Below are 22,150 nucleotides of genomic sequence, written 5' to 3' on the forward strand. Positions count from 1 at the left end.
ATTTTTGACTTCAACATCTACTTTATCCATGTCGATGTTTAGTCCCTCCAACTTTGATTCTATTGCTCTTTGATTCATATATAACAGTCTATCACTTCTTGAGCTATTTCGCAATAATTATTTTTCTGCTGCCCCTCTACCATGCTTTTTAAAGAGGATACTTATTTAGTGATTCAGCACACTTGCCGATGCGCTTGTTCACTTAGTCCCATACAGACCTTTCCGATTATTATATCAACATTGCACGGATAATACAACCAAACCGAAAACTGGCGGCAGTGTTGACAGATATGCTCAGATGGCTTATCATTAACTATATGACAGACAATACTTATAACTTTTAGCATGAAAAATACCGGGAACACTGTTGCAACTGTTCTGAGGGTGTTGGTGGTAAGCGTGGTTGTTGTGGCGCTTTTTGCGTATCTGCTTTCCCTCGGCAGCGCTTCCCTGACGCCTGCGTTTCAGGACGTCAGAGATACCTACCAAAGTTCCAATGCCATCCTCCTGGACAGACACTCGGAGGGGTTGCACGAACTGCGCATCAACAAGCACGGCAGATACATGGATTGGACGCCGCTTAAAGACGTCTCCCCCGCCCTGCTCAGGGCCGTAATCAGGATTGAGGACAGGCGATTTTACAGCCACGGTGGCATCGACCTCTATGCCATAGCGAGCGTCCTCCTCAGCGGCAACATCAGGGGGGCCAGCACAATAACGATGCAACTGGCCGCCCTGCTCGACAAGCGCCTCAGACCAAAGGGGGTCAAGCGCAGTCTCAGGCAAAAGTGGCAACAGGCCCGCACTGCCCTGGAGCTTGAAAATAGCTGGTCCAAGCCACAGATACTCGAGGCATATCTCAACCTGGTGACGTTTCGCGGGGAACTCCGGGGGATAGACGCTGCAAGCAGGGCGCTCTTTGACAAATCCCCCGGAGGGCTTAACGAAATCGAATCACTCCTGCTGGCCACCCTGATCAGCGCCCCCAACGCCTCCGAAACCGCCCTGGCCAGGAGGGCATGTCTCTTTGCACCAACGATTGCAAAGGGTGTTTCGTGCGAGGATATCACGCAGTTGACCAAGAGGGTATTACGTCTGCCCTACCACATACGTCCAACCGTGGCCCTTGCCCCGCATGTTGCCAGGAAGCTCCTGAGCAAGGACGCAAGAAACGTCGTCTCCACCATCGATGCAAGGCTCCAGCGATTTGTTCTTGAGTCGCTCAACTACCACCTGGGTCTCCTGGCAAACCGAAATGTCCGGGATGGTGCCATCCTGGTTGTGGAGAACAAGACGGGTGATATCCTTGCCTACGCAGGCAACAGCGGGGCGGCTTCCAGTGCCCCATACGTTGATGGCATTGTTGCAAGGCGTCAGGCGGGGTCGTCGCTCAAACCGTTTCTGTACGAGCTGGCCATCGAAAGACGTCTGTTTACGGCTGCATCCCTCCTGGACGACTCCCCCGTGCTGATTCCGACGACATCAGGCGTCTACGTGCCCAAGAACTACGACAACGTCTACAGGGGGCACGTCAGCGTCAGGACCGCACTGTCCTCGTCGCTCAACATCCCCGCCGTGAGGACGCTGCAATTGGTAACGGTGGATGCCTTTTTAGACAGGCTCAGGGCATCGGGCATTGACAGTCTCAGCAAAGACGCAGATTTCTACGGTTTTTCACTGGCCCTTGGCTCGGCTGACGTTACCCTGTATGAGCTGGTAAATGCCTACAGGACGTTGGCCAACGGTGGGGTGTATACGTCGCTGAGGCTTACCGCTGACCAGGAGGCGGCTCAGGGCGCCAGACGTGTGGCGGATGCCGAGGCGGTTTTTATCGTGTCTGCCATACTCTCTGATCGCGGGGCGAGGGCTACAACGTTTGGACTGGAGAGTCCACTGGCCACGCGCTACTGGAGCGCTGTCAAAACCGGCACGAGCAAAGACATGCGCGACAACTGGTGCATTGGCTACTCCGACACCTATACGGTGGGCGTCTGGGTAGGCAACTTCTCCGGCGAACCCATGAGAGACGTCACGGGGATAACCGGTGCCGCCCCCGTATGGCTCGATGTCATGAACTACCTGCATCGGTTTACGTCGTCCCGCAATCCGCAGGCCCCGCCGGGTCTTTTGTTGCGGCACGTGCGCTTTGACAACGGCATCGATCCCGACAGAGACGAGTGGTTCATCAAGGGCACGGAGACCGCCTTGGTAGTCAGTCTGGCAGCGCAGAGGCAGCAGCCGCACATCGTATATCCCGTGGAGGGTACCATCATAAGCATTGACCCCGATATCCCGCACGATAACCAAATGGTAGCCTTTCGTTTTCAACCGGAGGCGGCCAGTTATCAGTGGGTGCTCAACGGCAAACGTATCGGCAATGTCGGCAGCCTCATGTGGTGGCGTCTGCAAAAGGGCAGCTTTACCCTCGCAATCGTGGACAAAAATGGTAGCGTTACAGATACGGTGAGCTTTCAGGTCAGGTGAAAAAGAAGGGCTTGTATTTCTATCATAGACCTCAGTATTTTGGATGTAAAGGTCTCACCGGACTTATGATAAGATACCGTCACCCTGCGACCATTGCTGTGTAGGTATTGTTGATGGCTACCTGTTTGATGACGCAGATAAAAGTAGGGCATTGACCAAATCTCCGGCTTTTAGGTTCCGCAGTTGCTTGTAATCAATGGGCATTGATTAGACGACAACGGCAACACGTATATCGGGTAATATTTCTACTGCTGCATCTTCGTTTTACGGAATGGGTTCGTTGTCTTCCGTCAATGTCCCAATCACCATTTTTACTACTTTCTTGATATTGCTGATAGCCTCTTGTCGGGTGTAGCCCCACGTGGCCGCCCCTTGCTTGTGCAAAGCCGGACAATAGGCAAACCATCGGTCTTCGTCCGGTTCAACTACTACGGTGAAGGTATAGACTCTGTGTTTGGTTAGATTAACCTCGCTATTTGTCATCACTATTATTGTAACTGATTGTTTTAATTTTTTTCCCTCCACCACTTGACAAGTTTCTCAGATGTAATGTTAGCATATCTGATATGGAAACTATATCTATGGATACTTTAACACATGAAGACACGCTTACAGCGAGTTCTCTCTATGAGATGGATTTTTATCAGTGGGCGTTTCATAATGCCGTTCTGTTGCGACAAGGCAGATTGACGGAAATAGACTTGGAAAATATAGCAGAGGAGCTGGAGAGCATGGGCAGGAGTGACAAAAGAGAAATAGCAAACCGGTTAGCGGTATTAATAATGCACCTGCTAAAATGGCAGTACCAACCAAAACGACGTTGTGAAAGCTGGCGTACAACAATAGGTAATCAAGTAATAGCGATTAAGCATCTGCTTGAGGACAGCCCAAGTTTAAACCATAACATAGATACTGTTGTAGCTAAAGAATTTATAACAGCTAAACGAATGTTTGAAAAAGAAACAGGAATTAGCGCCAAGGCATTACCTGAGACCTGTCTATACACCTTTGAACAATTAATGGATTATGATTTCTGGTCCGAATAGTCCGGATCAAAAAAAGACTTCCTCCACCACCTTGACAAATGCCTCCAATGTAGTGTTAACATATACAAGTATGGAGACTATATCTATGGAGGCTTTAACACATAAAGACACGCTCACAGCGAGTTCTCTCTATGAGATTGATTTTTACCAATGGGCGTTTCATAATGCCGACCTGTTGCGACAAGGCAGATTAACGGAAATAGACTTGGAAAATATAGCAGAGGAACTGGAAGATATGGCTAGAAGTAGCAAAAGAGAACTATTTAGCCGATTGGTGGTATTAATAATGCATCTGCTGAAATGGCAGTATCAGCCAAAGCGGCGTTGTGAAAGTTGGAGCACAACAATAGGCAATCAAAGAACTGACCTTGAACTTTTACTTGCGGACAATCCAAGCCTGAAAAATAATATAGAAACCGTTATAGATAAAGAATTTATAACAGCCAAACGAAGATTTGAAAAAGAAACAGGGATTAGCGCCAGGGTATTGCCTGAGACCTGTCTCTATACCTTTGAGCAATTAATGGATTATGATTTCTGGCCCGAAGAGTCCTTATAAATAGCCCAATTAAAAAAAATCTTCCTCCACCCCCTTGACAAATGTCTCAGCGGTAATGTTACCATATCTGATGGGGACATTATATCAACTTGAGCGAGGAAGTATAAAAAAGGCCAAAGGGCTTGGCACCCTTCACTCACTCACTCACTCACTCACTCACTCACTCACTCACTCACTCACTCAAATGAGCGGACTAATAGTTTAATAACTTACTTTACCATAACCAACCCTTCTATCTCTGTCCTTATGTCTTATTTCTTGCTGTGTGAATATTGCCTGATTGTCGCCTATGGCTATTCCCTTTATTTTAGCCGTTTACCGCAATCAACTAATCGAATAAGCAGGCCGGTTTTACCGGTCGTGCAGGGGACAAAATCAAGACGTAATTTGAGGAGGATGTATGTTTAATCGAAGTAACAACCGAAAAGAGCGAAAGTATCCCCGCTCTAAAAGAAGGTCGGACGTAAGTGTACTGCTTGCCCTGGTGATGGTTGCCGTGATCGGAGCCATGTGCCTTGCCGGAGCCGCCTACGCCGACCCTTTGGATACGTGGACAACAAGGGTTTCAGGGATTACGGCTACCCTACGCAGTATAGCCTATGGCAATGGCACTTTTGTGGCTGTAGGAGATAATAACACTATACTTACCTCAATGGATAATGGGGTTACATGGACATTAAGGAATTCAGGTACTACGAGTAGCCTGAGCTGTATAGCCTATAGTAATGGGACTTTTGTTGCTGTGGGTAATAGTGGTACGATACTCACTTCAACGGATAACGGGGTTACATGGACATTAAGGAATTCAGGTACTACGAGTGGCCTATCTGATATAGCCTATGGCAATGGGACATTTGTTGCTGTGGGTAATAGTGGTACGATACTCACTTCAACGGATAACGGGGTTACATGGGCATTAAGGAATTCAGGTACTACGAGTGACCTATGGGGTATAGCCTATGGCAATGGGACCTTTGTTTTTGTTGGGTATACTCATGATAACGCTGCATGCGTAGTAGTTACTACAATAATCGCCACATCAACAGATAATGGGGTTACGTGGACTTCAAGGACTTTAGGGACTACAAGTGCCCTATGGGGTATAGTCTATGGCAATGGGGTCTTTACAACTGTTGGGCCTTCCTCCGCTGTTAAATCTGGCGGTTGGTGTTTCTTTGGTGGGGGTGCAGCAATATTTACTTCTATGGACAATGGTGATACATGGGTTTCAAGGAATTCAGGAACTGATAACCATACTTATGATTATCTAAGTGGTATAGCCTATGGTAACGGGACTTTTGTGGCTGTAGGTCTTATCAATAATGGAATACTTACTTCAGCAGATAGTGGGACTACATGGACTTTAAGGGTTACAAATGTCTCATCTGCTCTATTTGGCATAATCTACGGCAATGGAACTTTTGCGACAGTGGGCTATAACGGTACGATACTCACCTCAACGGTTGGGGTTGGTCCCACGCCTACTCCGACACCGACGCAATACACCATAACCGCGTCAGTTGACTACGGTACGGGTTCGATCTCCTGCACACCTACCGTTGTAGATTCCGGAGGAACCAGCACATGTACAGTAACGCCAGGCTCCGGACAGATGCTCGTATCGCTTACCGATAACGGCACTAATGTAATCAATAAAGTAGTCGATCTCGTGTCGTACACAATCACGAATATCACGGCAAACCACACGATTGTTGCAACGTTCGCTACTACATCAGTTTGCACCAATGTGACAATAACCCCAACGAGCAAGAACTTCCCGGCATCCGGCGGCATTGGCAATGTGAGTGTAACTACAAACACCAACTGCTCATTCACGTTTTCAAGCGACGCCAGTTGGATAACCAACCTTTACGGCACTCCAGGTGAGGTCAACAACGACATAGCAAATTACACGATAAGTTACGCGGTAACCCCCAATACAGGCAGCCAACGCACCGGTATAATAACCATCTCCGGACAGACGTTTACCGTCACGCAGGATGGACAGGCAACCGATGTAACGCTTACGGTAGTCAAAGCCGGTGAAGGCAGCGGTGCTGTAACAATCACACCTCCAGGAATAGACTGTTCAATGAATACACCAAGCGCCGAGTGTCGTGTTCCCTTTGCGCAAGGCACATCTGTGACCCTGACCGCAGCGGCGGACACCGGTTCAACCTTCACTGGCTGGAGCGGCGACTGCTCCGGGACGACCTCAACATGCACGCTAACGATGTCGGCGGCCAAGAACGTTACGGCTACGTTTAATGCAGCACCCAAGCCCAAGCATACCACACATGACTTTGACGGCGACGGCAAGTCGGATATCTTGTGGCAGAATGTTTCAAATGGTGCTGTTGGTATGTGGTTTATGAATGGCCCTAGTATTGCTGATGGTAAAATTATTGTTCTGCAGAACTATACTGATTGGCAGATGGTTGATGTAGGCGATTTTGATGGCAATGGCAAGACAGATATCTTGTGGCAAAATGCATCAACTGGTCAACTCTATATATGGTTGATGGATGGTTCAACTATAATGCCAACATCAGGTTCACCTTCCATTATCCCTGACTTAGATTGGCAAATTGTTGGTATAGGTGATTTTGATGGAGACGGTGAGTCAGACATCTTGTGGCAGAATGGGTGGAATGGTGACGTTGCCATATGGTTTATGAATGGCACTAATATTGTTTTTGATAAAAGTAAAACCATTCAAATAGTAGATGATAGTGATTGGTGGATATATGCTGTAGGCGATTTTGATGGCAATGGCAAGTCAGATATATTGTGGCAAAATGCATCAACTGGTCAACTCTATATATGGTTGATGGATGGTTCAAACATAATGCCAACATCAGGTTCACCATTTACTGTATCTAATACAGACTGGCAGATTGTCGATGTGGGCGATTTTGATGGCGATGGCAAGTCAGACATACTGTGGCAAGATGCTGTAACAGGTGCTGTTGCTATATGGTTTATGAATGCCTCTAACATTACTTCTCCTAAAATAGTTGTTCCGAAAAACTATACTGATTGGCAAATTGTTGACGTAGGCGATTTCAATGGAGACGGTAAGTCAGACATCTTGTGGCGACAGGCATCAACTGGTCAGCTCTATATCTGGTTAATGGATGGTTCAAACATAATGCCAACATCAGGTTCACCCTCCATTATACCTGAATTAGATTGGCAGGTATTTGGATCATCAGTTCAAAATGGTGAAATTTGAAATAAGTGGACTAAATCTCATATTGATACTTAAGTATAAAAACATAAATAAGGAGGATATAGCATGTGTAGCATAGATAAATTGATGGTGATAGTATTTCTATTGTTGTCTCTCATATTAGCAAACAGTCAATCTTTTGGGCAAACAGGAGAGAAGAGATATTTGAAAGCAGTGAGTATAGATATACCTTATGGTACTGAAAACGGAAGTGTTGGTGCCCAGACTATAGGTAACGATGCTAAAATTGGTCCGGAATCTTTTTCGATTGATTCTGATGGAAGTGTTTATATTGCTGATACAGTGAATGGGCGCATTTTAGCGTTTTCTTCAAACGGGGACTATCAATACAAGATAGACATAAAGAAAGAGATAACAGTGTCTGATCTATCTATTGGTAAATCAGGTAATATCTTTATTTATGATGGTGTAACAAGAAAGCTACATCAATTAGTAGGTAGTCAGAATAAGAGAACTATTTCAAAGAATACTGTAAATGTCTCTTCATTACTTGATTCTTTGAATGTACAACAGAGCATAGGACCATTAAGAGCAGTAGGAGATGATATTTATATTAGTACAGGTGATCAGGATGATATTTTCATTGGAAAAATTGCAAGAGATCGTTTGTCTTCTCCTCAGTCTTTAAATGTGCCTGTTTCCGATAAAAAGGGGATCACAAGTCTAAATGGTAGAAGTTATTTTGTTGAACTTATAAGATGGGAAAAAGGATTTATTGACGTTAATGAAGGCACTGTCAATAGAACTTTTGAATTACCTTTAAGTGGAATAGTTTCTATTGAGTTTCTCCAAGAAGATATATATGGAGATTTTTATATACAAACAGAACGTATAAAAAACGATAGTATCATACTGGAGGTCCACCAATTCAGTAAGGAAGGCAAGCTGATTGAGACGCTAAAAATACCAGGCAATGAGTATTTTTATTGGACTGTAAAACTAGTTTCTGTCAGTGATAGAGGAGATATTTATCAGTTTATGCCTGGAAAAGATAAAGCAAAGTTAAATGTCTACAGAAAGCAATTGTCAACATCTCAACCTTCTGTTAGTGATGAACCAGAGGAGAGTATCCTATATGATTTAGTACAAGAAACTGAGACCAATTCAGAAAATGGATTATCTGAGGAGGTACAGACAAGATGGTCTGGTGATACTTGGAGTAATATGACACGATCAGAAATTAAAGATTTAGCCGGTAAAATGATTGATGTGAAGTGGGATTTAACTAATGTAGCGATTAGCAATTATATAAAAGGTTATCGTTATACCTTTCCTCTAGGCTCTTATATTGGGGAGGCATATACTCAAACTAATCCCCAACAATCAGTCGATGAGTTTTTAATTTCAATTGACGCAACAAATAATGGTCCCAAAACACCTAATCCGAAGGAAACTGGGTATGGTGCTGATTGTTCAGGTCTTGTTAGTCAAAGTTGGAGATTGCCTAAGAGACAAACTACAGTTACATTTCGTGACGACGTAGGCATAAAAAACTGTGGAGGTGAAGTATGTTTTTATTATCTAACCTCTACAGATGTATGCTCTATCAAAACAGATTGTCCCCCCCCTTCTTCCATTTTGCTTAAAACAGGTGATGCTCTAAATGCTGCTAACTGGCATATTATACTGTTTGGTAGATATCTAAGCAGCGGTAAGTTTGAATCTATGGAGGAAACGAGATATACGGCACAAAGAAAACAATGGCCTTGGAAAGACCTAGCGGCGGCAGGTGGTGCATATGCTCATGTAGCCTATAAGCCAATGCGTAGAAGTAGAATAACAGATGATAACTTTGGTGCCGGTAAAAGAATAAAGATATTCGCGTCTGGTGGGGCAACTCTAAGAAAAAAACCATGTACTGATAACGTTAAATGTGAAGCTGTTACCAAGGTGCCTAGTAATTCTAATGGTATCATACAGGCTGCCCCTTCTGGCTACCAATACCCATATGATTTTGATAAGTTTCGTTGGTGGTATATTAGATTTGATGGTGTACAAGAGCCTGGTTGGATGACTGAAGGCTATCTGTTTAAACCAGCCGATAGAGACTTTAATAGAGATGGCAAGTCAGACATACTGTGGCGCAGGACAAATGCAACTCAGCCTAAACAAGATATGCAAATCTGGTTTATGGACTATCCAAGGAGAGTTGAAGGTAAAGAAGACCTCTCGTCCACACCAGATAAAAGAAACCTGGACAGTAAAGGTCTTGAATGGCAGATCGCAGGTGTAGGCGATTTTAACGGTAATGGTGGTGGCGATATATTGTGGCGTAAAACAACCAACGGTGATTTAGCCATCCGGTTAATGGAACTTGCTAAATCAAAAGAAGAGGGTACACTTAACCCAAATGAGTCTAATTGGCAAGCCTCTGATTGGCAAGTTGCAGGTATAGGCGACTTTGACGGTAACGGTAAAAGCGACATCCTGCTACGTAATACATCTGGCGACTTGAAAATCTGGTTTATCGACGGTATAAAAAAAGTAAGCAGTGGCGATGTTAAACCAAACGACTCTACTTGGAATGGCACTAAATCTAACTGGCAGATTGCAGGTATAGGCGATTTTGATGGCGATGGCAAGAGCGATATACTCTTGCGTAATACATCTACTGGTGAGTTGCAAATCTGGTTAATGGATAAAGAAACTATAGTAAGAACTGGCTCGCCGTTTAATGGTAACGTTGGTTTTGTTTGGGAGATTAAAGGGATAGGTGATTTTGACGGTGATGGTAAAAGCGACATACTATGGAGAAACACAAATTCAGATACTGAAGACGAAAACAGCGGAAAGGTAGTTATCTGGTTAATGGACAGTACAGGCATAAAAGTAGGAGGAAATGATTCGCCTGGTAAAATTGGGCTTGATTTTCAAATTGCAGGTACAGGTGATTTTGACGGTGATGGTAAAAGCGACATCTTGTGGAGGAATACAGATCAAGGACACGATTGGGTGTCTATCTGGTTAATGGACGGTATAAAAAGAGCAAAGATAGTTCTCTTGCCTGGGAAATCTTCTGACTGGAATACTCAACCCTAATAGCAATAATTGCCACATCCCCCCGCAAGATGGGGTCAAGGGGTCAGCGAGGGGCGAGCCGCCCCCGGCTAAGTTCCCCCGGCTCAGTGGGGGGCTGGCCCCTTTTATGCCAGTGCGGCTCGCACCTTGCAGGGGAGGTCTGAGGAGGGGGCGGAGGGGGTGGGGCACGATTTTGCCGCAGCGGGTCGCACCCGCCCCGGCCACAAAACGCCCTTCTTCTTTCTTTTCTTGCAAGCAACCCACGATATTCCTCGCATTAACTACGCTGAAGTGCTATATCCTCTAACGTGATCTTTCTAAACACATCTTTACTCCCAAAACGTACCACGGCATCTAAAATCTCTATACCTGCGATCCGCCCTTGACAATCATAATCAATGGCAACTCCCTCCGCCACATGTTCAGTCGTTACAGTGGCCTCTATAAAACGTATATAGAGGGCATCAACTTCCGGGTCATAAGTTATTGTCATTTGTCCACCTCTTTGTTAAAGTAATACGCATATACTGTTATTACAACCAATTCTGTTTCTTCCTCGATAAATACCGGTTTAACCTGCTTATACTTGTAATATTTCTTATTCCATTCTCTTTCGAATGTAAAGTCCTTACTCGCCTGTAGTCTTCCACGGTTGGCCGGCTCCCATTTTGAACTCAGTATGGCCTCGTGTATTTCTCTTTCTTGCACACCACGATAATCTGATTGCGCTCTGGCATGAATTGATAATCTAATAGCCTTCATACTACTAGGAGCGTACCATGTTAAATGTGACAATGTCAAGAAAGGGTCAAGGGGTCAGCGATGGGGCAGCGACCCCCGGCTCAGTTCCCCCGGCATAAAAGGGGGGCTGGCCCATTTTATGCCAGTGCGGCTCGCACCTTACAGGGGGTATCTGAAGGGGCCAGGTGCGACTTTTATGGCAGGGGCGGGTGCGACTTTCAGCCAGGGGCACTGAGCGGGGGGTTGCTAACCCCTTGCCAACCCCCCGCTGCGGCAAAATCGTGCCTCACCCCCTGGAGCGACAAGAAGCAGTGCTGCCCCCTTCTTTCTTTTTTCTTATCTTTTTTTGTATCACAATTTTAGAGCGATCTATGGTATTATACAAGTTTGTAGATTGTGACAGCGGGAGTGTCCCGCCGCAGTAAAGAAAAGGTGATATAGAAAGAGAATGTTAAACAAGAATACGCGCAATTTCTCAATAATCGCGCACATCGATCACGGCAAGTCCACGCTGGCCGACCGGTTCCTTGAGATGACCGGAGCACTGAGCCAGAAGGAGATGATGACCAAGCAGGTCCTTGACAGCATGGACCTCGAAAAAGAACGCGGCATTACCATCAAGGCACATGCCGTGCGGATCACCTACAAGGCCCTGGACAACCAGGAGTACGTCCTGAACCTGATCGACACTCCGGGACACGTTGACTTCTCCTACGAGGTGTCACGGTCGCTGGCCTCCTGCGAAGGGGCGCTCCTGGTCGTGGATGCCACCCAGGGCGTGGAGGCACAAACGCTCGCCAACACATACCTGGCACTGGAACACAACCTCGAGATCATCCCCGTTATAAACAAGATAGACCTGCCCCAGGCAGAACCCGACAAGGTCATCAAGCAGATAGAGGACGTCATCGGTATGGACTGCTCCGAGGCCATCCTGACCTCGGCAAAGAGCGGTATAGGCGTCAGAGACGTACTGGAGGCGATAATCAAGCGGATACCGCCCCCCGATGGCAACAACGATGCCCCGCTGCGGGCGCTCATCTTTGACTCCTGGTTTGACAACTACAAGGGGGTCATAGTATTATTGAGGGTATTTGATGGTATAATAAAGCCGGGTATGAGAATAAAGATGATGTTCAGCAACAAGGAGTTTGAGGTGCTGGATGTGGGCGTGTTTACACCCAAGCCGCGGTTTGTCAAGACCCTTGCAAGCGGTGAGGTCGGGTTTATTTCGGCCAACATCAAAAACGTCAGCGACACCAAGATGGGCGACACCATCACCGGTTGCCTCAATCCCTCAACAATGCCGCTGCCCGGGTACAAGGAGGTCAAGCCGATGGTGTTTTGCGGCTTCTACCCCGCCGAGACCCAACAGTACGAAGAACTAAGGGACGCACTGCTGAAACTCAAGCTCAACGACGCATCGTTTAGTTTCGAGCCGGAGTCTTCGACAGTGCTTGGGTTTGGCTTCCGGTGCGGATTCCTCGGGCTGCTGCACATGGACATAATCAAGGAACGCCTCGAACGCGAGTTCAACCTCTCCCTGATAAGTACCGCACCCACGGTCATATACAGGGTCACCGAAAAAAATAACGACGTCGTCTACATAGACAATCCATCACAGTTGTCGGAGACGTATTTAAAGATCGAGGAGCCCTACATCAAGGCAACGATCTTTGTCCCGGAGCGATTCGTGGGCAACATACTGGAACTGTGCCAGGACAAGCGCGGACTGCAAAAGGACTTTTCGTTCTACGGCAAGGACCGCGTCATGGTGGTGTACGAACTGCCGATGAACGAAATCCTGTGGGACTTCTACGACCGGCTCAAGTCGATATCCAAGGGGTACGCCTCCATGGACTACGATTTGATCGGCTACAAGGAAGCAGACCTGACAAAACTGGATATCCTGATAAACGGTGCATCGGTGGATGCCCTGTCGCTGATAATCCACAAGGACAAGGCCTACCAAAAGGGCCGGCAGGTGGTGGAGAGTCTCCGCAGCGCCGTGCCAAGACAGCTCTACGAGGTGGCAATACAGGCGGCCATCGGCAGGAAGATCATCGCCAGGGAGAGCGTCAAGGCCCTCAGAAAGGACGTGATCGCAAAGTGCTACGGTGGCGACATCACCAGAAAACGGAAACTGATAGAGAAGCAAAAAGAGGGTAAGAAGCGCATGAAACAGTTTGGAAAGATAGAGCTGCCCCAGGAGGCATTCCTTGCGGTGATGAGGGTGGATAAATGAATCCCGACAACGCAACAAAAAAGAAGAGCCTGCTGCGTGAGTACGTCGAGTCTATAGTAACGGCGCTGGTGCTGGCGCTGCTGATAAGGGCGTTTGTCATTCAGGCATTTAAGATACCCTCGGGGTCCATGATCCCCACGCTCCTGGTGGGTGACCACCTGTTGGTCAAGAAGTTCAGCTATGGCGTACAGATACCGTTTACAGATAAAAAGATACTGGTCTTTAATTCACCGCAGAGGGGCGAGATTATAGTTTTTAAGTTCCCGGAGGACACCTCAAGGGATTTCATTAAACGCGTCATAGCCAAAGAGGGAGACGTCGTAGAGGTCAAGAAGAAAAAGCTCTACGTAAACGGCAAGTCCATGACTGAACCCTACGCACAGTACGTTGACACCACCGGTGCAACCAATGCCGTTCCCCGCGACAACCTCGGCCCCATTACGGTGCCCGAGGGTAAGCTCTTTGTGATGGGAGACAACAGGGACCAGAGCTATGACAGCCGCTTCTGGGGATTTGTGGATATTTCGCTGGTCAAGGGTGAGGCATTGATCATATATTGGTCGTGGGATAGTAATAGTAAATGGGTACGATTTAACAGATTAGGGAGGTTAGTCAAATGAAGACTGTATTTAACCAAAGGGGTGAGGGCCCGTTAATGCCCATACTCTCAATAGCATTTGTCGGTTTTTTGTGTTATGTGGGATATCTGTTTGGGATGCCATATTACAAGTATGACTCTCTCAAGTCCGAAGTCACACAGATAGCAAGACTTGGTGGCACTCAACAGAAGACCCTTGAGATGGTCTACGATAAGGTAATAGACCTGGGGTTGGAGCCGCTGCTGAAAAAGGAGCACATAGAAGTGAAGCTCGACAGCAAGAGGATCAACGTCAAGGCGGGATGGACTGAACATGTCGATGTCCTTGGGCTTTATCAGAAGGACCTGGACTTCAAATTCGACGTCACGCAGTAGGGGCATTGTTTACAGGGATAATAGAGGCAATTGGCGACGTTGTGACCTTTAATCGCAGGCACGACGTCGTGCAGTTGGGCGTCAGGCAAGAGTCGATGGCGCCACGGGCCGCCATAGGGGACAGCGTTGCCATAGACGGCGTGTGCCTGACGGTGGTGCGTAAGGAGTCGGCAACGATGTTCTTTGACGTTTCACACCAGACGCTCAAGGATACGACCTTCGGTGAGTTTCGCCCCGGTGTACGCGTAAACATGGAGTCGGCAATGACACTGAACAACCGCCTCGGCGGACACCTGGTCACAGGTCACGTCGATGGTGTGGGACGCATCCGGTCAAAAGAGCAGCGCGGCGGTGGTGGTTTTGACCTCTGCGTAGAGGCAAGCGCCGATATCCTCCGATACGTGATACGCAAAGGCTCCATAGCGGTGGATGGCATAAGTCTGACGGTTGCGGAGGTCTCCGCAACGGACTTTACGGTGGTCATCATACCGCACACCTCGATGGTAACAACACTCCAGGTCAGGGTTGCCGGTCAGCGTGTAAACCTCGAGGTCGATATGATAGGCAAATATGTAGAACGCTTTGTGTTAAACTATATAGGCGGCGGGACAGAGATTGTTCCGGCAACGGATGATGACAAACTGTTAAAAAAACTAAAAGAGGAAGGCTTTATATTGCCTGTGAAAATATAACTTAATGATGAGGTGCAATGGATACGTTTGATACAATAGATGAGGCCATCAAGGATATAGAGGAAGGCAAGATAATAATCCTGATAGATGACGAGGACAGGGAGAACGAAGGCGACTTCTGCATGGCCGCCGAAATGGTGACCCCTGAGGCAATAAACTTCATGGCCCGCTACGGACGAGGTCTGATCTGTCTGAGCCTCACGCCTGAGCGTGTGCAGCACCTGAACCTGCCGATGATGACGTCGGAGAACACGTCGTCTTTTGGGACGGCCTTCACGGTGTCTATAGAGGCGCGCAGGGGAGTGACCACGGGGATTTCCGCCAAGGACAGGGCCACGACCATACTGACGGCCATATCGCCCAAGGCTCGCCCGGAGGACCTTGCCAGACCCGGGCACGTCTTCCCCCTGCGCTCCAAGCCCGGGGGCGTGTTGCAACGCGCCGGTCAAACGGAGGGATCGGTGGACTTGGCACGTCTGGCGGGTCTGTGTCCGGCTGGTGTCATATGCGAAATCATGAACGACGATGGCACCATGGCGCGCGTACCACAGTTGATGGAGGTGGCCAGGACACATGGCCTTAAGATCATCACAATTGCCGAACTCATCAAGTATCGTCTAAAGAACGAGCGACTGATCCACAAGGTTGCGGAGGTCTATTTCCCGACAAAGCACGGGGGTGACTTCACGGCCATAGCGTATGAAAACAAGCTGGATGCCAATACCCACATGGCCCTCGTCAAGGGCAACGTTACAACAGAGGAGCCTGTAGCAGTGCGGGTTCACTCCGAGTGCCTGACCGGGGATGTCTTTGGCTCCAGGCGGTGTGATTGCGGAGAACAGTTGAAACGGGCAATGGAACTTATCAATGAGTATGGTCGCGGAGTCATCCTGTACATGAGACAGGAGGGCAGAGGCATTGGCTTGGCCAACAAGCTCAAGGCATACGAACTGCAAGACAAGGGCATGGATACTGTTGAGGCCAACATAGAGCTGGGGTTTGAGGCCGACCTCAGAGACTACGGCATCGGGGCACAGATACTGGTAGACCTGGGGATCAAAAACATCCGCCTGATGACCAACAATCCCCGCAAGATAGTCGGCTTGGAAGGCTATGGGTTAAGCGTTGTAGAGAGGGTGTCCATTGAGATAACCCCCTCGGAGAAAAACATAGTCTACTTGACAACCAAAAAACAGAAGATGGGACACATACTGGATGAAGTGTAACGAAAAAGAGGAGCTTAACATGAAGGTACTGGAAGGCGACCTGCAGGGTCAGGGGTTGAGGTTTTGTGTGATAGTGAGCAGGTTTAATGACTTTATGACGATGCGCCTGCTGGATGGCTGTATTGATGCACTTGTGCGTCATGGAGTGGATAAGGAGACGATAGTGGTAGCCAAGACGCCCGGGGCATTTGAACTGCCGCTTGTGGCCAAAAAGGTCGCCGCCACCCATGCCTACGATGCCGTTATAGCGTTGGGTGCGATTATCCGTGGTGCAACGCCACACTTTGAATACGTTGCGGCAGAGTGCACAAAGGGGCTGGCACAGGCATCCATGGAGACGGGCGTTCCGGTGGCATACGGTGTCATCACCGCCGACACAATCGAGCAGGCCATCGAAAGAGCCGGCACCAAGAGCGGAAACAAGGGCTGGGATGCCGCTATAACCGCCATTGAGATGGCCAATCTCATGAAACACTTTTAAGCAAACCCCGATGACAAGAAGGCAGGCCAGAGAACTTGTATTGCAGACGCTGTTTCAATTTGACTTTACAGGCAAAATACCGGGCAGAAGCGAACTGGAGGAGTCCATCAAGGACAGGGTACCCTCCAAAGAAATTATCGCCTTTATAGATGACCTCGTCACAGGCACGGTTGGGCACATTGAGGAGATAGACGAAATCATCGCAGTGACATCACAACACTGGCAGTTGCAGAGACTGGCCACAGTGGACAGAAACATTCTCAGGGCTGCCACCTACGAACTCTTGTACAGGGATGATATCCCTGCGGCCGTCACAATTAATGAGGCCGTGGATATCGCAAAGAAATTTTCCACGGTTGATTCCTATTCCTTTATCAACGGCGTACTTGACAAAATCTCCGGAGACCGTCAAAATAAGAGAAACGCAGATAAGAAAAACTAAATGGAAGAGGACTACAAATGGCATATGCAGTAATTTCTGACGTACATTCCAACCTTCATGCCCTTGAAGCGGTGCTGAAGGATATAGGTGATCGCCGCATAGATGAGATATATTTCGTGGGAGATGCCGTGGGCTATGGTCCTCAGCCAAACCTGTGCATAGACCTGCTGAAGAAAGATTGCGGGATACTCATTGCCGGCAATCATGATTGGGCAGTGCTGGAGTATATCAGTACGGAGTTCTTTAATGTTCATGCGGCTGACGCTGTCACGTATAACCGGGAAGTGATGACGGATGAACATATGCGTGACCTTGAAGGCTTTAATCTGTTGAAGTCCTCAGAGAAAAGAAACGCCCTCTTTGTCCACGCCACACCACGGGACCCAGAAAACTGGGATTATCTGTTTTCGGTCAAGGATGCGGAGATCAACTTTGAGCACTTTGAACAAAAGCTCTGTTTCATAGGACACAGTCATACCCCCGTTATCCTAGAGCAGTCCCAAACAGGTGAGATACTCATCCACAGGGCAAGCACAGAGATAAAGGACACCAGCAGGTATATCATAAACGATGGCAGCGTCGGTCAACCAAGAGACAGCGACCCACGTGCCTCATACGTAATCGTAAACGACTCATCCATTGAGATCGTCCGCGTGCAGTACGATATCTCAAAGACCCAAAAAGAAATGGAAGCAGCAAAGTTACCGTTCAGATTAGTAGAAAGGCTTTCCTACGGGTATTGAGGAAAGAGATAAGAAAAAAGGGTATCCTTTTAAAAAAGCAGGGTAAAATATATCAGATTTCGATTGGGTTAAATACAAAACACGTGGTACCTTTATGGGGTCAAGGGGACTTTTTTGTGGCCGGGGCGCCTCGCCCCTCCCCAGAAGTTAGCCTCATGGCTTAAGAAAGAAGAAGTTGAAATGGCAGTAATGGAAAGTACGGGGATTTATTCGAGAACTGTATATGATGTCCTTGAAGAAGAGGAACTAAAGATATTGGTAGTAAATGCCCAGCATGTAAAGAAGGTACCAGGGCGTAAGACAGATGTTAGTGATAGCCAATGGTTGGCAGAGTTAAGCCGCTGTGGAATTATTCTATATTTCCAACATCAAACCGATGAGTTGTTTATTTCCGATTCCTTAGTCTGGTAGGTTTCTGCCTTTGGAGGTTATCTCTTATTACAGACATAGAAGCACCATGGCTACAGAGTGATGCTCAAACCTCCATACTCAGCTTCACTAAAATAAGTAGGGCTGTAAGAAGATTTGCACTCCAGGAGATTTTTCATAAGTCCGCTTCTAATGCGGACTTCAATAAAGATACATCCATCCCAAAAGAAATGCTTCGTCTGGTAATCTAAAACTGACTATTGACAATATCTTTATCTTTATGATAGCATTTAAGTATTCTTTATTTTAAAGCTAAAAAGTGCGAAAGTATAGATGAGGAAGAGCCATGATTAATTGTCCAGAAGTTTCCGTGGTAGACATTCCACGGATATATAACGTTACCGAAAGCGCTCATCGCATTCACAATCCATTTACACCTGAAAAGCTCGCCATTCTCGGCGCAGCGTTGCGTTTGGAACCGAAAACCCGTGTGCTTGATCTCGGCAGCGGTTCGGGCGAGATGCTGTGCACATGGGCGCGTGATTATGGGATTTGCGGCACTGGGATCGACATGAGTCAGTTGTTCACGGAACAAGCGAAGCTTCGCGCTGACGAACTGGGTGTTGCCGATCGGGTCGAGTTCATCCACGCAGACGCGGCCAATTACGTCGCCGACGAAAAGGTCGGTGTGGCAGCATGTGTTGGCGCCACTTGGATTGGAGGAGGAGTCGGAGGCACCATCGAGCTTCTGACTAAGAGTCTCCGCGCGGGAGGGATCGTCCTCATCGGCGAGCCGTACTGGCTGAAATTGCCGCCAACAGAAGCGGTCGCCAAGGGATGCCATGCCGGTTCCATCTCAGACTTTCTCTTGCTTGCAGAACTTCTCGCATCTTTCGGCAACCTCGGCTACGACATCGTAGAAATGGTTCTGGCAGATCAAGACAGCTGGGATAGATATGAAGCGGCCAAGTGGCTCACGATGCGCCGATGGCTCGAAACGAATCCCGACGATGACTTCGCAAAAGATGTTCGAGCCGAACTGACCTCGGCACCCGAACGCTATGTCACCTACACCCGTGAATACCTAGGTTGGGGTGTGTTCGCGCTAATATCACGGTGATGTGAGACAACATAACTAATTATGGGCAGGTACTTAACTAAATAGCGATAACTCAGTAAAAGACCCGCTCCAGAAACAACCCCCTTGCAGGTGCGTTTTCTCCGGCACGACGACGGTCCCTGGCTGCCAGGATGTCTCTTACACCTTCGTGATGAAGCCTGCCCCTGCCGACGGCTACGAGTGTGCCCACGATGTTTCGCACCATGTGACGCAGAAAGCCATCGGCCTCAATGCTCACCCTGATAAAATCCCCGGCAATATCAAAGTCCATAAATCGCAACAGAGGCAACCGCTCTACCCCCAGGGTGGTGACTTCCCTGGTGGTGGTCTTGATATCCGTATCGGAGGCGCAGAAGGACTTGAAGTCGTGTTTGCCAGTGAGGGTTCCGGCAGCCGTGGCCATGGCCGCGACATCCAGGGGATGACCGATATGCCAGCAATAGCGGTACAGGAATGGACTCACAGCGCCACCCATTGATATCACGTAGGCATAGCGTTTTGCCCTTGCGCTGAAACGCGGATGAAACCCGTCGGGGGCATAGTCGGCTTCAAGGATACGTATGTCTGCGGGCAGGATGGCATTAAGCGCCCTCATGATGGTATGCGGGGGCAGGTGTGTATCGACGCTAAAGACGGCAACCTGACCGAGGGCATGTACGCCGGCGTCGGTCCTGCCTGCCCCGATGAGGGTAACGTCCTTTAAAGTGATTGCCCGCAGAGAGCGTTCTATACGTCCCTGGATGGTCTCTGTTGCGGGCTGTACCTGCCACCCGTGGTAGTTTGTACCATCGTAGGACAGCGTCAGGCGTATCGTTGCCAGGGCCATAACGTCCCCCCTTGTCAAAGCTGCAGGAGCGTCTTAAAGTATGCTATGGTCTTTGCCAGTCCCTCATCCAGTGACACCAGGGGCTGCCAACTCAGGACATCCCTGGCAAGGGTGATGTTTGGTTGTCTCTGCGTGGGGTCATCGGGGGGAAGTGGCCCGTATATTATCCTGGAACTGGAACCGGTCATCTCCAGTACCTTCCGTGCAAGCTCCAGGATGGTGAACTCACCGGGATTGCCGAGGTTGACCGGGCCTGTGAAGTCATCAGGGCTATTCATGAGTCTGACCAGGCCATCGACGAGGTCATCGACGTAACAGAAGCTGCGCGTCTGCTGCCCCTTGCCATAGACCGTGATGTCCTGCCCTCGTAGGGCCTGAACGATGAAGTTGCTGACCACACGGCCATCGTTTTGGAGCATACGTGGCCCATACGTGTTAAAAATCCTGGCCACCTTCACCCTCATCTTGTGCTGTCTGTGATAATCAAAAAACAGTGTTTCGGCACACCGCTTGCCTTCGTCGTAGCACGCACGCATACCGATGGGGTTGACGTTACCCCAGTAGTCTTCCGTCTGTGGGTGGACTGTCGGATCGCCGTAGACCTCCGACGTTGAGGCCTGAAGTATCTTTATCTTAAGCCTCTTTGCCAACCCCAGCACGTTTATTGCCCCGTGGACGGACGTCTTTGTCGTCTGCACCGGGTCAAACTGGTAGTGCACCGGAGAGGCCGGACAGGCCAGGTTGTATATCTCATCGACCTCCACGTAGAGCGGAAAACATATGTCATGGCGCAGTATCTCAAAATAACTGTCCCCCATCAGATGCACAATGTTCTCCTTCCGTCCCGTGTAGAAGTTATCCAGGCAGATGACCTCATTACCTGCGGCCAAGAGCCTCTGACACAGGTGCGACCCCAAAAATCCGGCCCCACCAGTTACTAATATCCGTTTCCTTGCTGTATTCATAATATCCTCCATCTATTACCCTTTTAATTGTACCAAATCCATTTATAAACCCGATTTTACCACTTGCATGGTATAACCCATTGGTAATAAACAAATCATGTAAAAATTTGTAGACGTAATTATCTGTACTGATCTATCGTTATATTATGATTTTTAAAAGTTATTGCCTTATTTACGACGTCATCACTATCGACATCAAGCAGCCATCGTAACGCCGTACCACGAAACCACTGTGGTATCTGCGACTTGGCTCCGGGGTCAATACAATGGTTTATTGCAAATATTCTGGCTACCTATTCAATTCCAAGATTTCTTTTAGCATTATGTTTGAACACTTCATCCAACTTCCATTCATCCAATACGGCATTCACAACAGCAACATCAATGTATGCATAATGGTTTGTAACAACGATATCCTCAACAGTAGTCATAAAAATCCCGATTTTTTTAGTGCAGGGCTATAGGAACGATACTCTTTCCCACTGTGTTTGCTGGCTCTCCAATGGAGATGTAGTTTAGATATATCAATGCTAGACTTAATTATAAACAATATTATTACGATATGTCAAGGGAATATATAATTATTTATCCCATATTCTTAGACGTAACTATCTGGCACAAAAACAATATTACCCTTATTTATCATTGAATTACAGATTATAGACAATCCCAACTGGTAAAGATGGGAGGAAATGTCTGAATTGTTTCTTTATTGAATCAGGATTCAAAAAAAATTATATGAAAACCTTTTTTGCCCTGGAAAAGTTTTTTCCCTAAGCCTCTCAAAATCAGGAGGTGGGTAGTCCTGCAGAAGCAGTGATATTTAATCCCCCTCCATTGATGAAAGGGGCTAAGAGATGAGTCTCTTGCAAAAAGAAATGAGAAATACATAAAAACTTATAATTTTTATATTTTGTCGGACATAATAGCCGATTTAGTCGTATTTTAGGCGCATCTCTCCCTCATA

At 47.7% G+C, this 22,150-nt stretch carries 22 protein-coding genes; 15 read left to right on the forward strand and 7 right to left on the reverse strand.

Annotated features, from left to right (window positions below; translation table 11 throughout):
* Nucleotides 1–345: 345 nt before the first annotated feature.
* Nucleotides 346–2,484, forward strand: coding sequence for a penicillin-binding protein 1C (gene pbpC, locus HWQ67_RS01385; protein ID WP_218250849.1), 2,139 nt, complete (start codon nucleotides 346–348; stop codon nucleotides 2,482–2,484).
* Here pbpC and HWQ67_RS20345 read toward each other — a convergent pair.
* A complete protein-coding gene (locus HWQ67_RS20345) occupies nucleotides 2,472–2,636 on the reverse strand; it encodes a type II toxin-antitoxin system HicA family toxin (RefSeq protein WP_218250850.1) in 165 nt (54 codons plus the stop codon). The genes pbpC and HWQ67_RS20345 overlap by 13 nt on opposite strands.
* A gap of 112 nt (nucleotides 2,637–2,748) precedes the next feature.
* The gene (locus HWQ67_RS01395; protein WP_218250851.1) at nucleotides 2,749–2,967 is read right to left on the reverse strand and encodes a type II toxin-antitoxin system HicB family antitoxin; all 219 of its coding nucleotides are present in this window, start codon (nucleotides 2,965–2,967) and stop codon (nucleotides 2,749–2,751) included.
* Nucleotides 2,968–3,065: 98 nt separating this feature from the next.
* On the opposite strand from HWQ67_RS01395, the gene HWQ67_RS01400 reads away from it, so the two are divergent.
* From HWQ67_RS01400 to HWQ67_RS01415, 4 genes are all read left to right on the forward strand, one after another.
* Entirely contained in the window at nucleotides 3,066–3,530 is a 465-nt protein-coding gene (locus tag HWQ67_RS01400) for a DUF29 domain-containing protein (RefSeq protein ID WP_218250852.1), read from the forward strand.
* A gap of 85 nt (nucleotides 3,531–3,615) precedes the next feature.
* Entirely contained in the window at nucleotides 3,616–4,089 is a 474-nt protein-coding gene (locus tag HWQ67_RS01405) for a DUF29 domain-containing protein (RefSeq protein WP_218250853.1), read from the forward strand.
* A 400-nt stretch (nucleotides 4,090–4,489) separates the two neighbouring features.
* A complete protein-coding gene (locus HWQ67_RS01410; protein WP_218250854.1) occupies nucleotides 4,490–7,324 on the forward strand; it encodes an FG-GAP-like repeat-containing protein in 2,835 nt (944 codons plus the stop codon).
* Between the two features lie 63 nt (nucleotides 7,325–7,387).
* A complete protein-coding gene (locus HWQ67_RS01415; RefSeq protein WP_218250855.1) occupies nucleotides 7,388–10,381 on the forward strand; it encodes an FG-GAP-like repeat-containing protein in 2,994 nt (997 codons plus the stop codon).
* 256 nt (nucleotides 10,382–10,637) lie between these two features.
* On the opposite strand, the gene HWQ67_RS01420 is transcribed toward HWQ67_RS01415, so the two are convergent.
* Both HWQ67_RS01420 and HWQ67_RS01425 read right to left on the reverse strand, forming a co-directional pair.
* A complete protein-coding gene (locus HWQ67_RS01420; protein WP_218250856.1) occupies nucleotides 10,638–10,853 on the reverse strand; it encodes a DUF2283 domain-containing protein in 216 nt (71 codons plus the stop codon).
* On the reverse strand, nucleotides 10,850–11,122 hold the full coding sequence (locus tag HWQ67_RS01425) for a hypothetical protein (RefSeq protein WP_218250857.1): 273 nt from the start codon (nucleotides 11,120–11,122) through the stop codon (nucleotides 10,850–10,852). The genes HWQ67_RS01420 and HWQ67_RS01425 overlap by 4 nt, the downstream gene beginning before the upstream one ends.
* 427 nt (nucleotides 11,123–11,549) lie before the next feature.
* Between HWQ67_RS01425 and lepA the strand changes: the two genes are divergently transcribed.
* From lepA to HWQ67_RS01475, 10 genes are all read left to right on the forward strand, one after another.
* Nucleotides 11,550–13,346: a translation elongation factor 4 gene (gene lepA / locus HWQ67_RS01430; protein WP_218250858.1), complete on the forward strand. Its 1,797-nt coding sequence runs from the start codon at nucleotides 11,550–11,552 to the stop codon at nucleotides 13,344–13,346.
* Nucleotides 13,343–13,966: a signal peptidase I gene (gene lepB / locus HWQ67_RS01435; RefSeq protein ID WP_218250859.1), complete on the forward strand. Its 624-nt coding sequence runs from the start codon at nucleotides 13,343–13,345 to the stop codon at nucleotides 13,964–13,966. The genes lepA and lepB overlap by 4 nt, the downstream gene beginning before the upstream one ends.
* Nucleotides 13,963–14,319: a hypothetical protein gene (locus HWQ67_RS01440; RefSeq protein WP_218250860.1), complete on the forward strand. Its 357-nt coding sequence runs from the start codon at nucleotides 13,963–13,965 to the stop codon at nucleotides 14,317–14,319. The genes lepB and HWQ67_RS01440 overlap by 4 nt, the downstream gene beginning before the upstream one ends.
* 5 nt (nucleotides 14,320–14,324) lie before the next feature.
* Nucleotides 14,325–15,011: a riboflavin synthase gene (locus tag HWQ67_RS01445; RefSeq protein WP_218250861.1), complete on the forward strand. Its 687-nt coding sequence runs from the start codon at nucleotides 14,325–14,327 to the stop codon at nucleotides 15,009–15,011.
* A 17-nt stretch (nucleotides 15,012–15,028) separates the two neighbouring features.
* The gene (locus HWQ67_RS01450; RefSeq protein WP_218250862.1) at nucleotides 15,029–16,237 is read left to right on the forward strand and encodes a bifunctional 3,4-dihydroxy-2-butanone-4-phosphate synthase/GTP cyclohydrolase II; all 1,209 of its coding nucleotides are present in this window, start codon (nucleotides 15,029–15,031) and stop codon (nucleotides 16,235–16,237) included.
* A gap of 19 nt (nucleotides 16,238–16,256) precedes the next feature.
* Entirely contained in the window at nucleotides 16,257–16,718 is a 462-nt protein-coding gene (gene ribH, locus HWQ67_RS01455) for a 6,7-dimethyl-8-ribityllumazine synthase (protein WP_040334525.1), read from the forward strand.
* A gap of 10 nt (nucleotides 16,719–16,728) precedes the next feature.
* Nucleotides 16,729–17,160, forward strand: coding sequence for a transcription antitermination factor NusB (gene nusB, locus HWQ67_RS01460; RefSeq protein ID WP_218250863.1), 432 nt, complete (start codon nucleotides 16,729–16,731; stop codon nucleotides 17,158–17,160).
* Between the two features lie 17 nt (nucleotides 17,161–17,177).
* Nucleotides 17,178–17,903, forward strand: coding sequence for a metallophosphoesterase family protein (locus tag HWQ67_RS01465; RefSeq protein WP_218250864.1), 726 nt, complete (start codon nucleotides 17,178–17,180; stop codon nucleotides 17,901–17,903).
* Nucleotides 17,904–18,017: 114 nt separating this feature from the next.
* Complete coding sequence (locus HWQ67_RS01470; RefSeq protein WP_218250865.1) at nucleotides 18,018–18,314, forward strand: IS110 family transposase; 297 nt, start codon at nucleotides 18,018–18,020, stop codon at nucleotides 18,312–18,314.
* Nucleotides 18,315–18,618: 304 nt separating this feature from the next.
* Nucleotides 18,619–19,392 carry an SAM-dependent methyltransferase gene (locus HWQ67_RS01475; protein WP_218250866.1) on the forward strand — a complete coding sequence of 258 codons (774 nt, stop codon included), beginning with the start codon at nucleotides 18,619–18,621 and terminating at the stop codon, nucleotides 19,390–19,392.
* Between the two features lie 52 nt (nucleotides 19,393–19,444).
* On the opposite strand, the gene truA is transcribed toward HWQ67_RS01475, so the two are convergent.
* From truA to HWQ67_RS01490, 3 genes are all read right to left on the reverse strand, one after another.
* Complete coding sequence (gene truA / locus HWQ67_RS01480) at nucleotides 19,445–20,218, reverse strand: tRNA pseudouridine(38-40) synthase TruA (protein ID WP_218250867.1); 774 nt, start codon at nucleotides 20,216–20,218, stop codon at nucleotides 19,445–19,447.
* A 14-nt stretch (nucleotides 20,219–20,232) separates the two neighbouring features.
* Nucleotides 20,233–21,183, reverse strand: a complete 951-nt coding sequence (locus HWQ67_RS01485; protein ID WP_218250868.1) for a UDP-glucuronic acid decarboxylase family protein — start codon at nucleotides 21,181–21,183, stop codon at nucleotides 20,233–20,235.
* 293 nt (nucleotides 21,184–21,476) lie between these two features.
* Nucleotides 21,477–21,614 (reverse strand): hypothetical protein, encoded by a 138-nt coding sequence (locus tag HWQ67_RS01490; RefSeq protein ID WP_218250869.1) that lies wholly within the window; start codon nucleotides 21,612–21,614, stop codon nucleotides 21,477–21,479.
* Nucleotides 21,615–22,150: the final 536 nt, after the last annotated feature.

The sequence above is a fragment of the Candidatus Magnetobacterium casense genome (assembly GCF_019173545.1).
Lineage (GTDB): Bacteria > Nitrospirota > Thermodesulfovibrionia > Thermodesulfovibrionales > Magnetobacteriaceae > Magnetobacterium > Magnetobacterium cryptolimnobacter.

What these genes read in the sequence shown, in the direction of transcription:
- pbpC (WP_218250849.1), top strand. Translation starts at nt 346, where the DNA reads ATGAAAAATACCGGGAACACTGTTGCAACTGTTCTGAGGGTGTTGGTG.
- HWQ67_RS20345 (WP_218250850.1), bottom strand. Translation starts at nt 2,636, where the DNA reads ATGCCCTACTTTTATCTGCGTCATCAAACAGGTAGCCATCAACAATAC.
- HWQ67_RS01395 (WP_218250851.1), bottom strand. Translation starts at nt 2,967, where the DNA reads ATGACAAATAGCGAGGTTAATCTAACCAAACACAGAGTCTATACCTTC.
- HWQ67_RS01400 (WP_218250852.1), top strand. Translation starts at nt 3,066, where the DNA reads ATGGATACTTTAACACATGAAGACACGCTTACAGCGAGTTCTCTCTAT.
- HWQ67_RS01405 (WP_218250853.1), top strand. Translation starts at nt 3,616, where the DNA reads ATGGAGGCTTTAACACATAAAGACACGCTCACAGCGAGTTCTCTCTAT.
- HWQ67_RS01410 (WP_218250854.1), top strand. Translation starts at nt 4,490, where the DNA reads ATGTTTAATCGAAGTAACAACCGAAAAGAGCGAAAGTATCCCCGCTCT.
- HWQ67_RS01415 (WP_218250855.1), top strand. Translation starts at nt 7,388, where the DNA reads ATGTGTAGCATAGATAAATTGATGGTGATAGTATTTCTATTGTTGTCT.
- HWQ67_RS01420 (WP_218250856.1), bottom strand. Translation starts at nt 10,853, where the DNA reads ATGACAATAACTTATGACCCGGAAGTTGATGCCCTCTATATACGTTTT.
- HWQ67_RS01425 (WP_218250857.1), bottom strand. Translation starts at nt 11,122, where the DNA reads ATGAAGGCTATTAGATTATCAATTCATGCCAGAGCGCAATCAGATTAT.
- lepA (WP_218250858.1), top strand. Translation starts at nt 11,550, where the DNA reads ATGTTAAACAAGAATACGCGCAATTTCTCAATAATCGCGCACATCGAT.
- lepB (WP_218250859.1), top strand. Translation starts at nt 13,343, where the DNA reads ATGAATCCCGACAACGCAACAAAAAAGAAGAGCCTGCTGCGTGAGTAC.
- HWQ67_RS01440 (WP_218250860.1), top strand. Translation starts at nt 13,963, where the DNA reads ATGAAGACTGTATTTAACCAAAGGGGTGAGGGCCCGTTAATGCCCATA.
- HWQ67_RS01450 (WP_218250862.1), top strand. Translation starts at nt 15,029, where the DNA reads ATGGATACGTTTGATACAATAGATGAGGCCATCAAGGATATAGAGGAA.
- ribH (WP_040334525.1), top strand. Translation starts at nt 16,257, where the DNA reads ATGAAGGTACTGGAAGGCGACCTGCAGGGTCAGGGGTTGAGGTTTTGT.
- nusB (WP_218250863.1), top strand. Translation starts at nt 16,729, where the DNA reads ATGACAAGAAGGCAGGCCAGAGAACTTGTATTGCAGACGCTGTTTCAA.
- HWQ67_RS01465 (WP_218250864.1), top strand. Translation starts at nt 17,178, where the DNA reads ATGGCATATGCAGTAATTTCTGACGTACATTCCAACCTTCATGCCCTT.
- HWQ67_RS01475 (WP_218250866.1), top strand. Translation starts at nt 18,619, where the DNA reads ATGATTAATTGTCCAGAAGTTTCCGTGGTAGACATTCCACGGATATAT.
- truA (WP_218250867.1), bottom strand. Translation starts at nt 20,218, where the DNA reads ATGGCCCTGGCAACGATACGCCTGACGCTGTCCTACGATGGTACAAAC.
- HWQ67_RS01485 (WP_218250868.1), bottom strand. Translation starts at nt 21,183, where the DNA reads ATGAATACAGCAAGGAAACGGATATTAGTAACTGGTGGGGCCGGATTT.
- HWQ67_RS01490 (WP_218250869.1), bottom strand. Translation starts at nt 21,614, where the DNA reads ATGACTACTGTTGAGGATATCGTTGTTACAAACCATTATGCATACATT.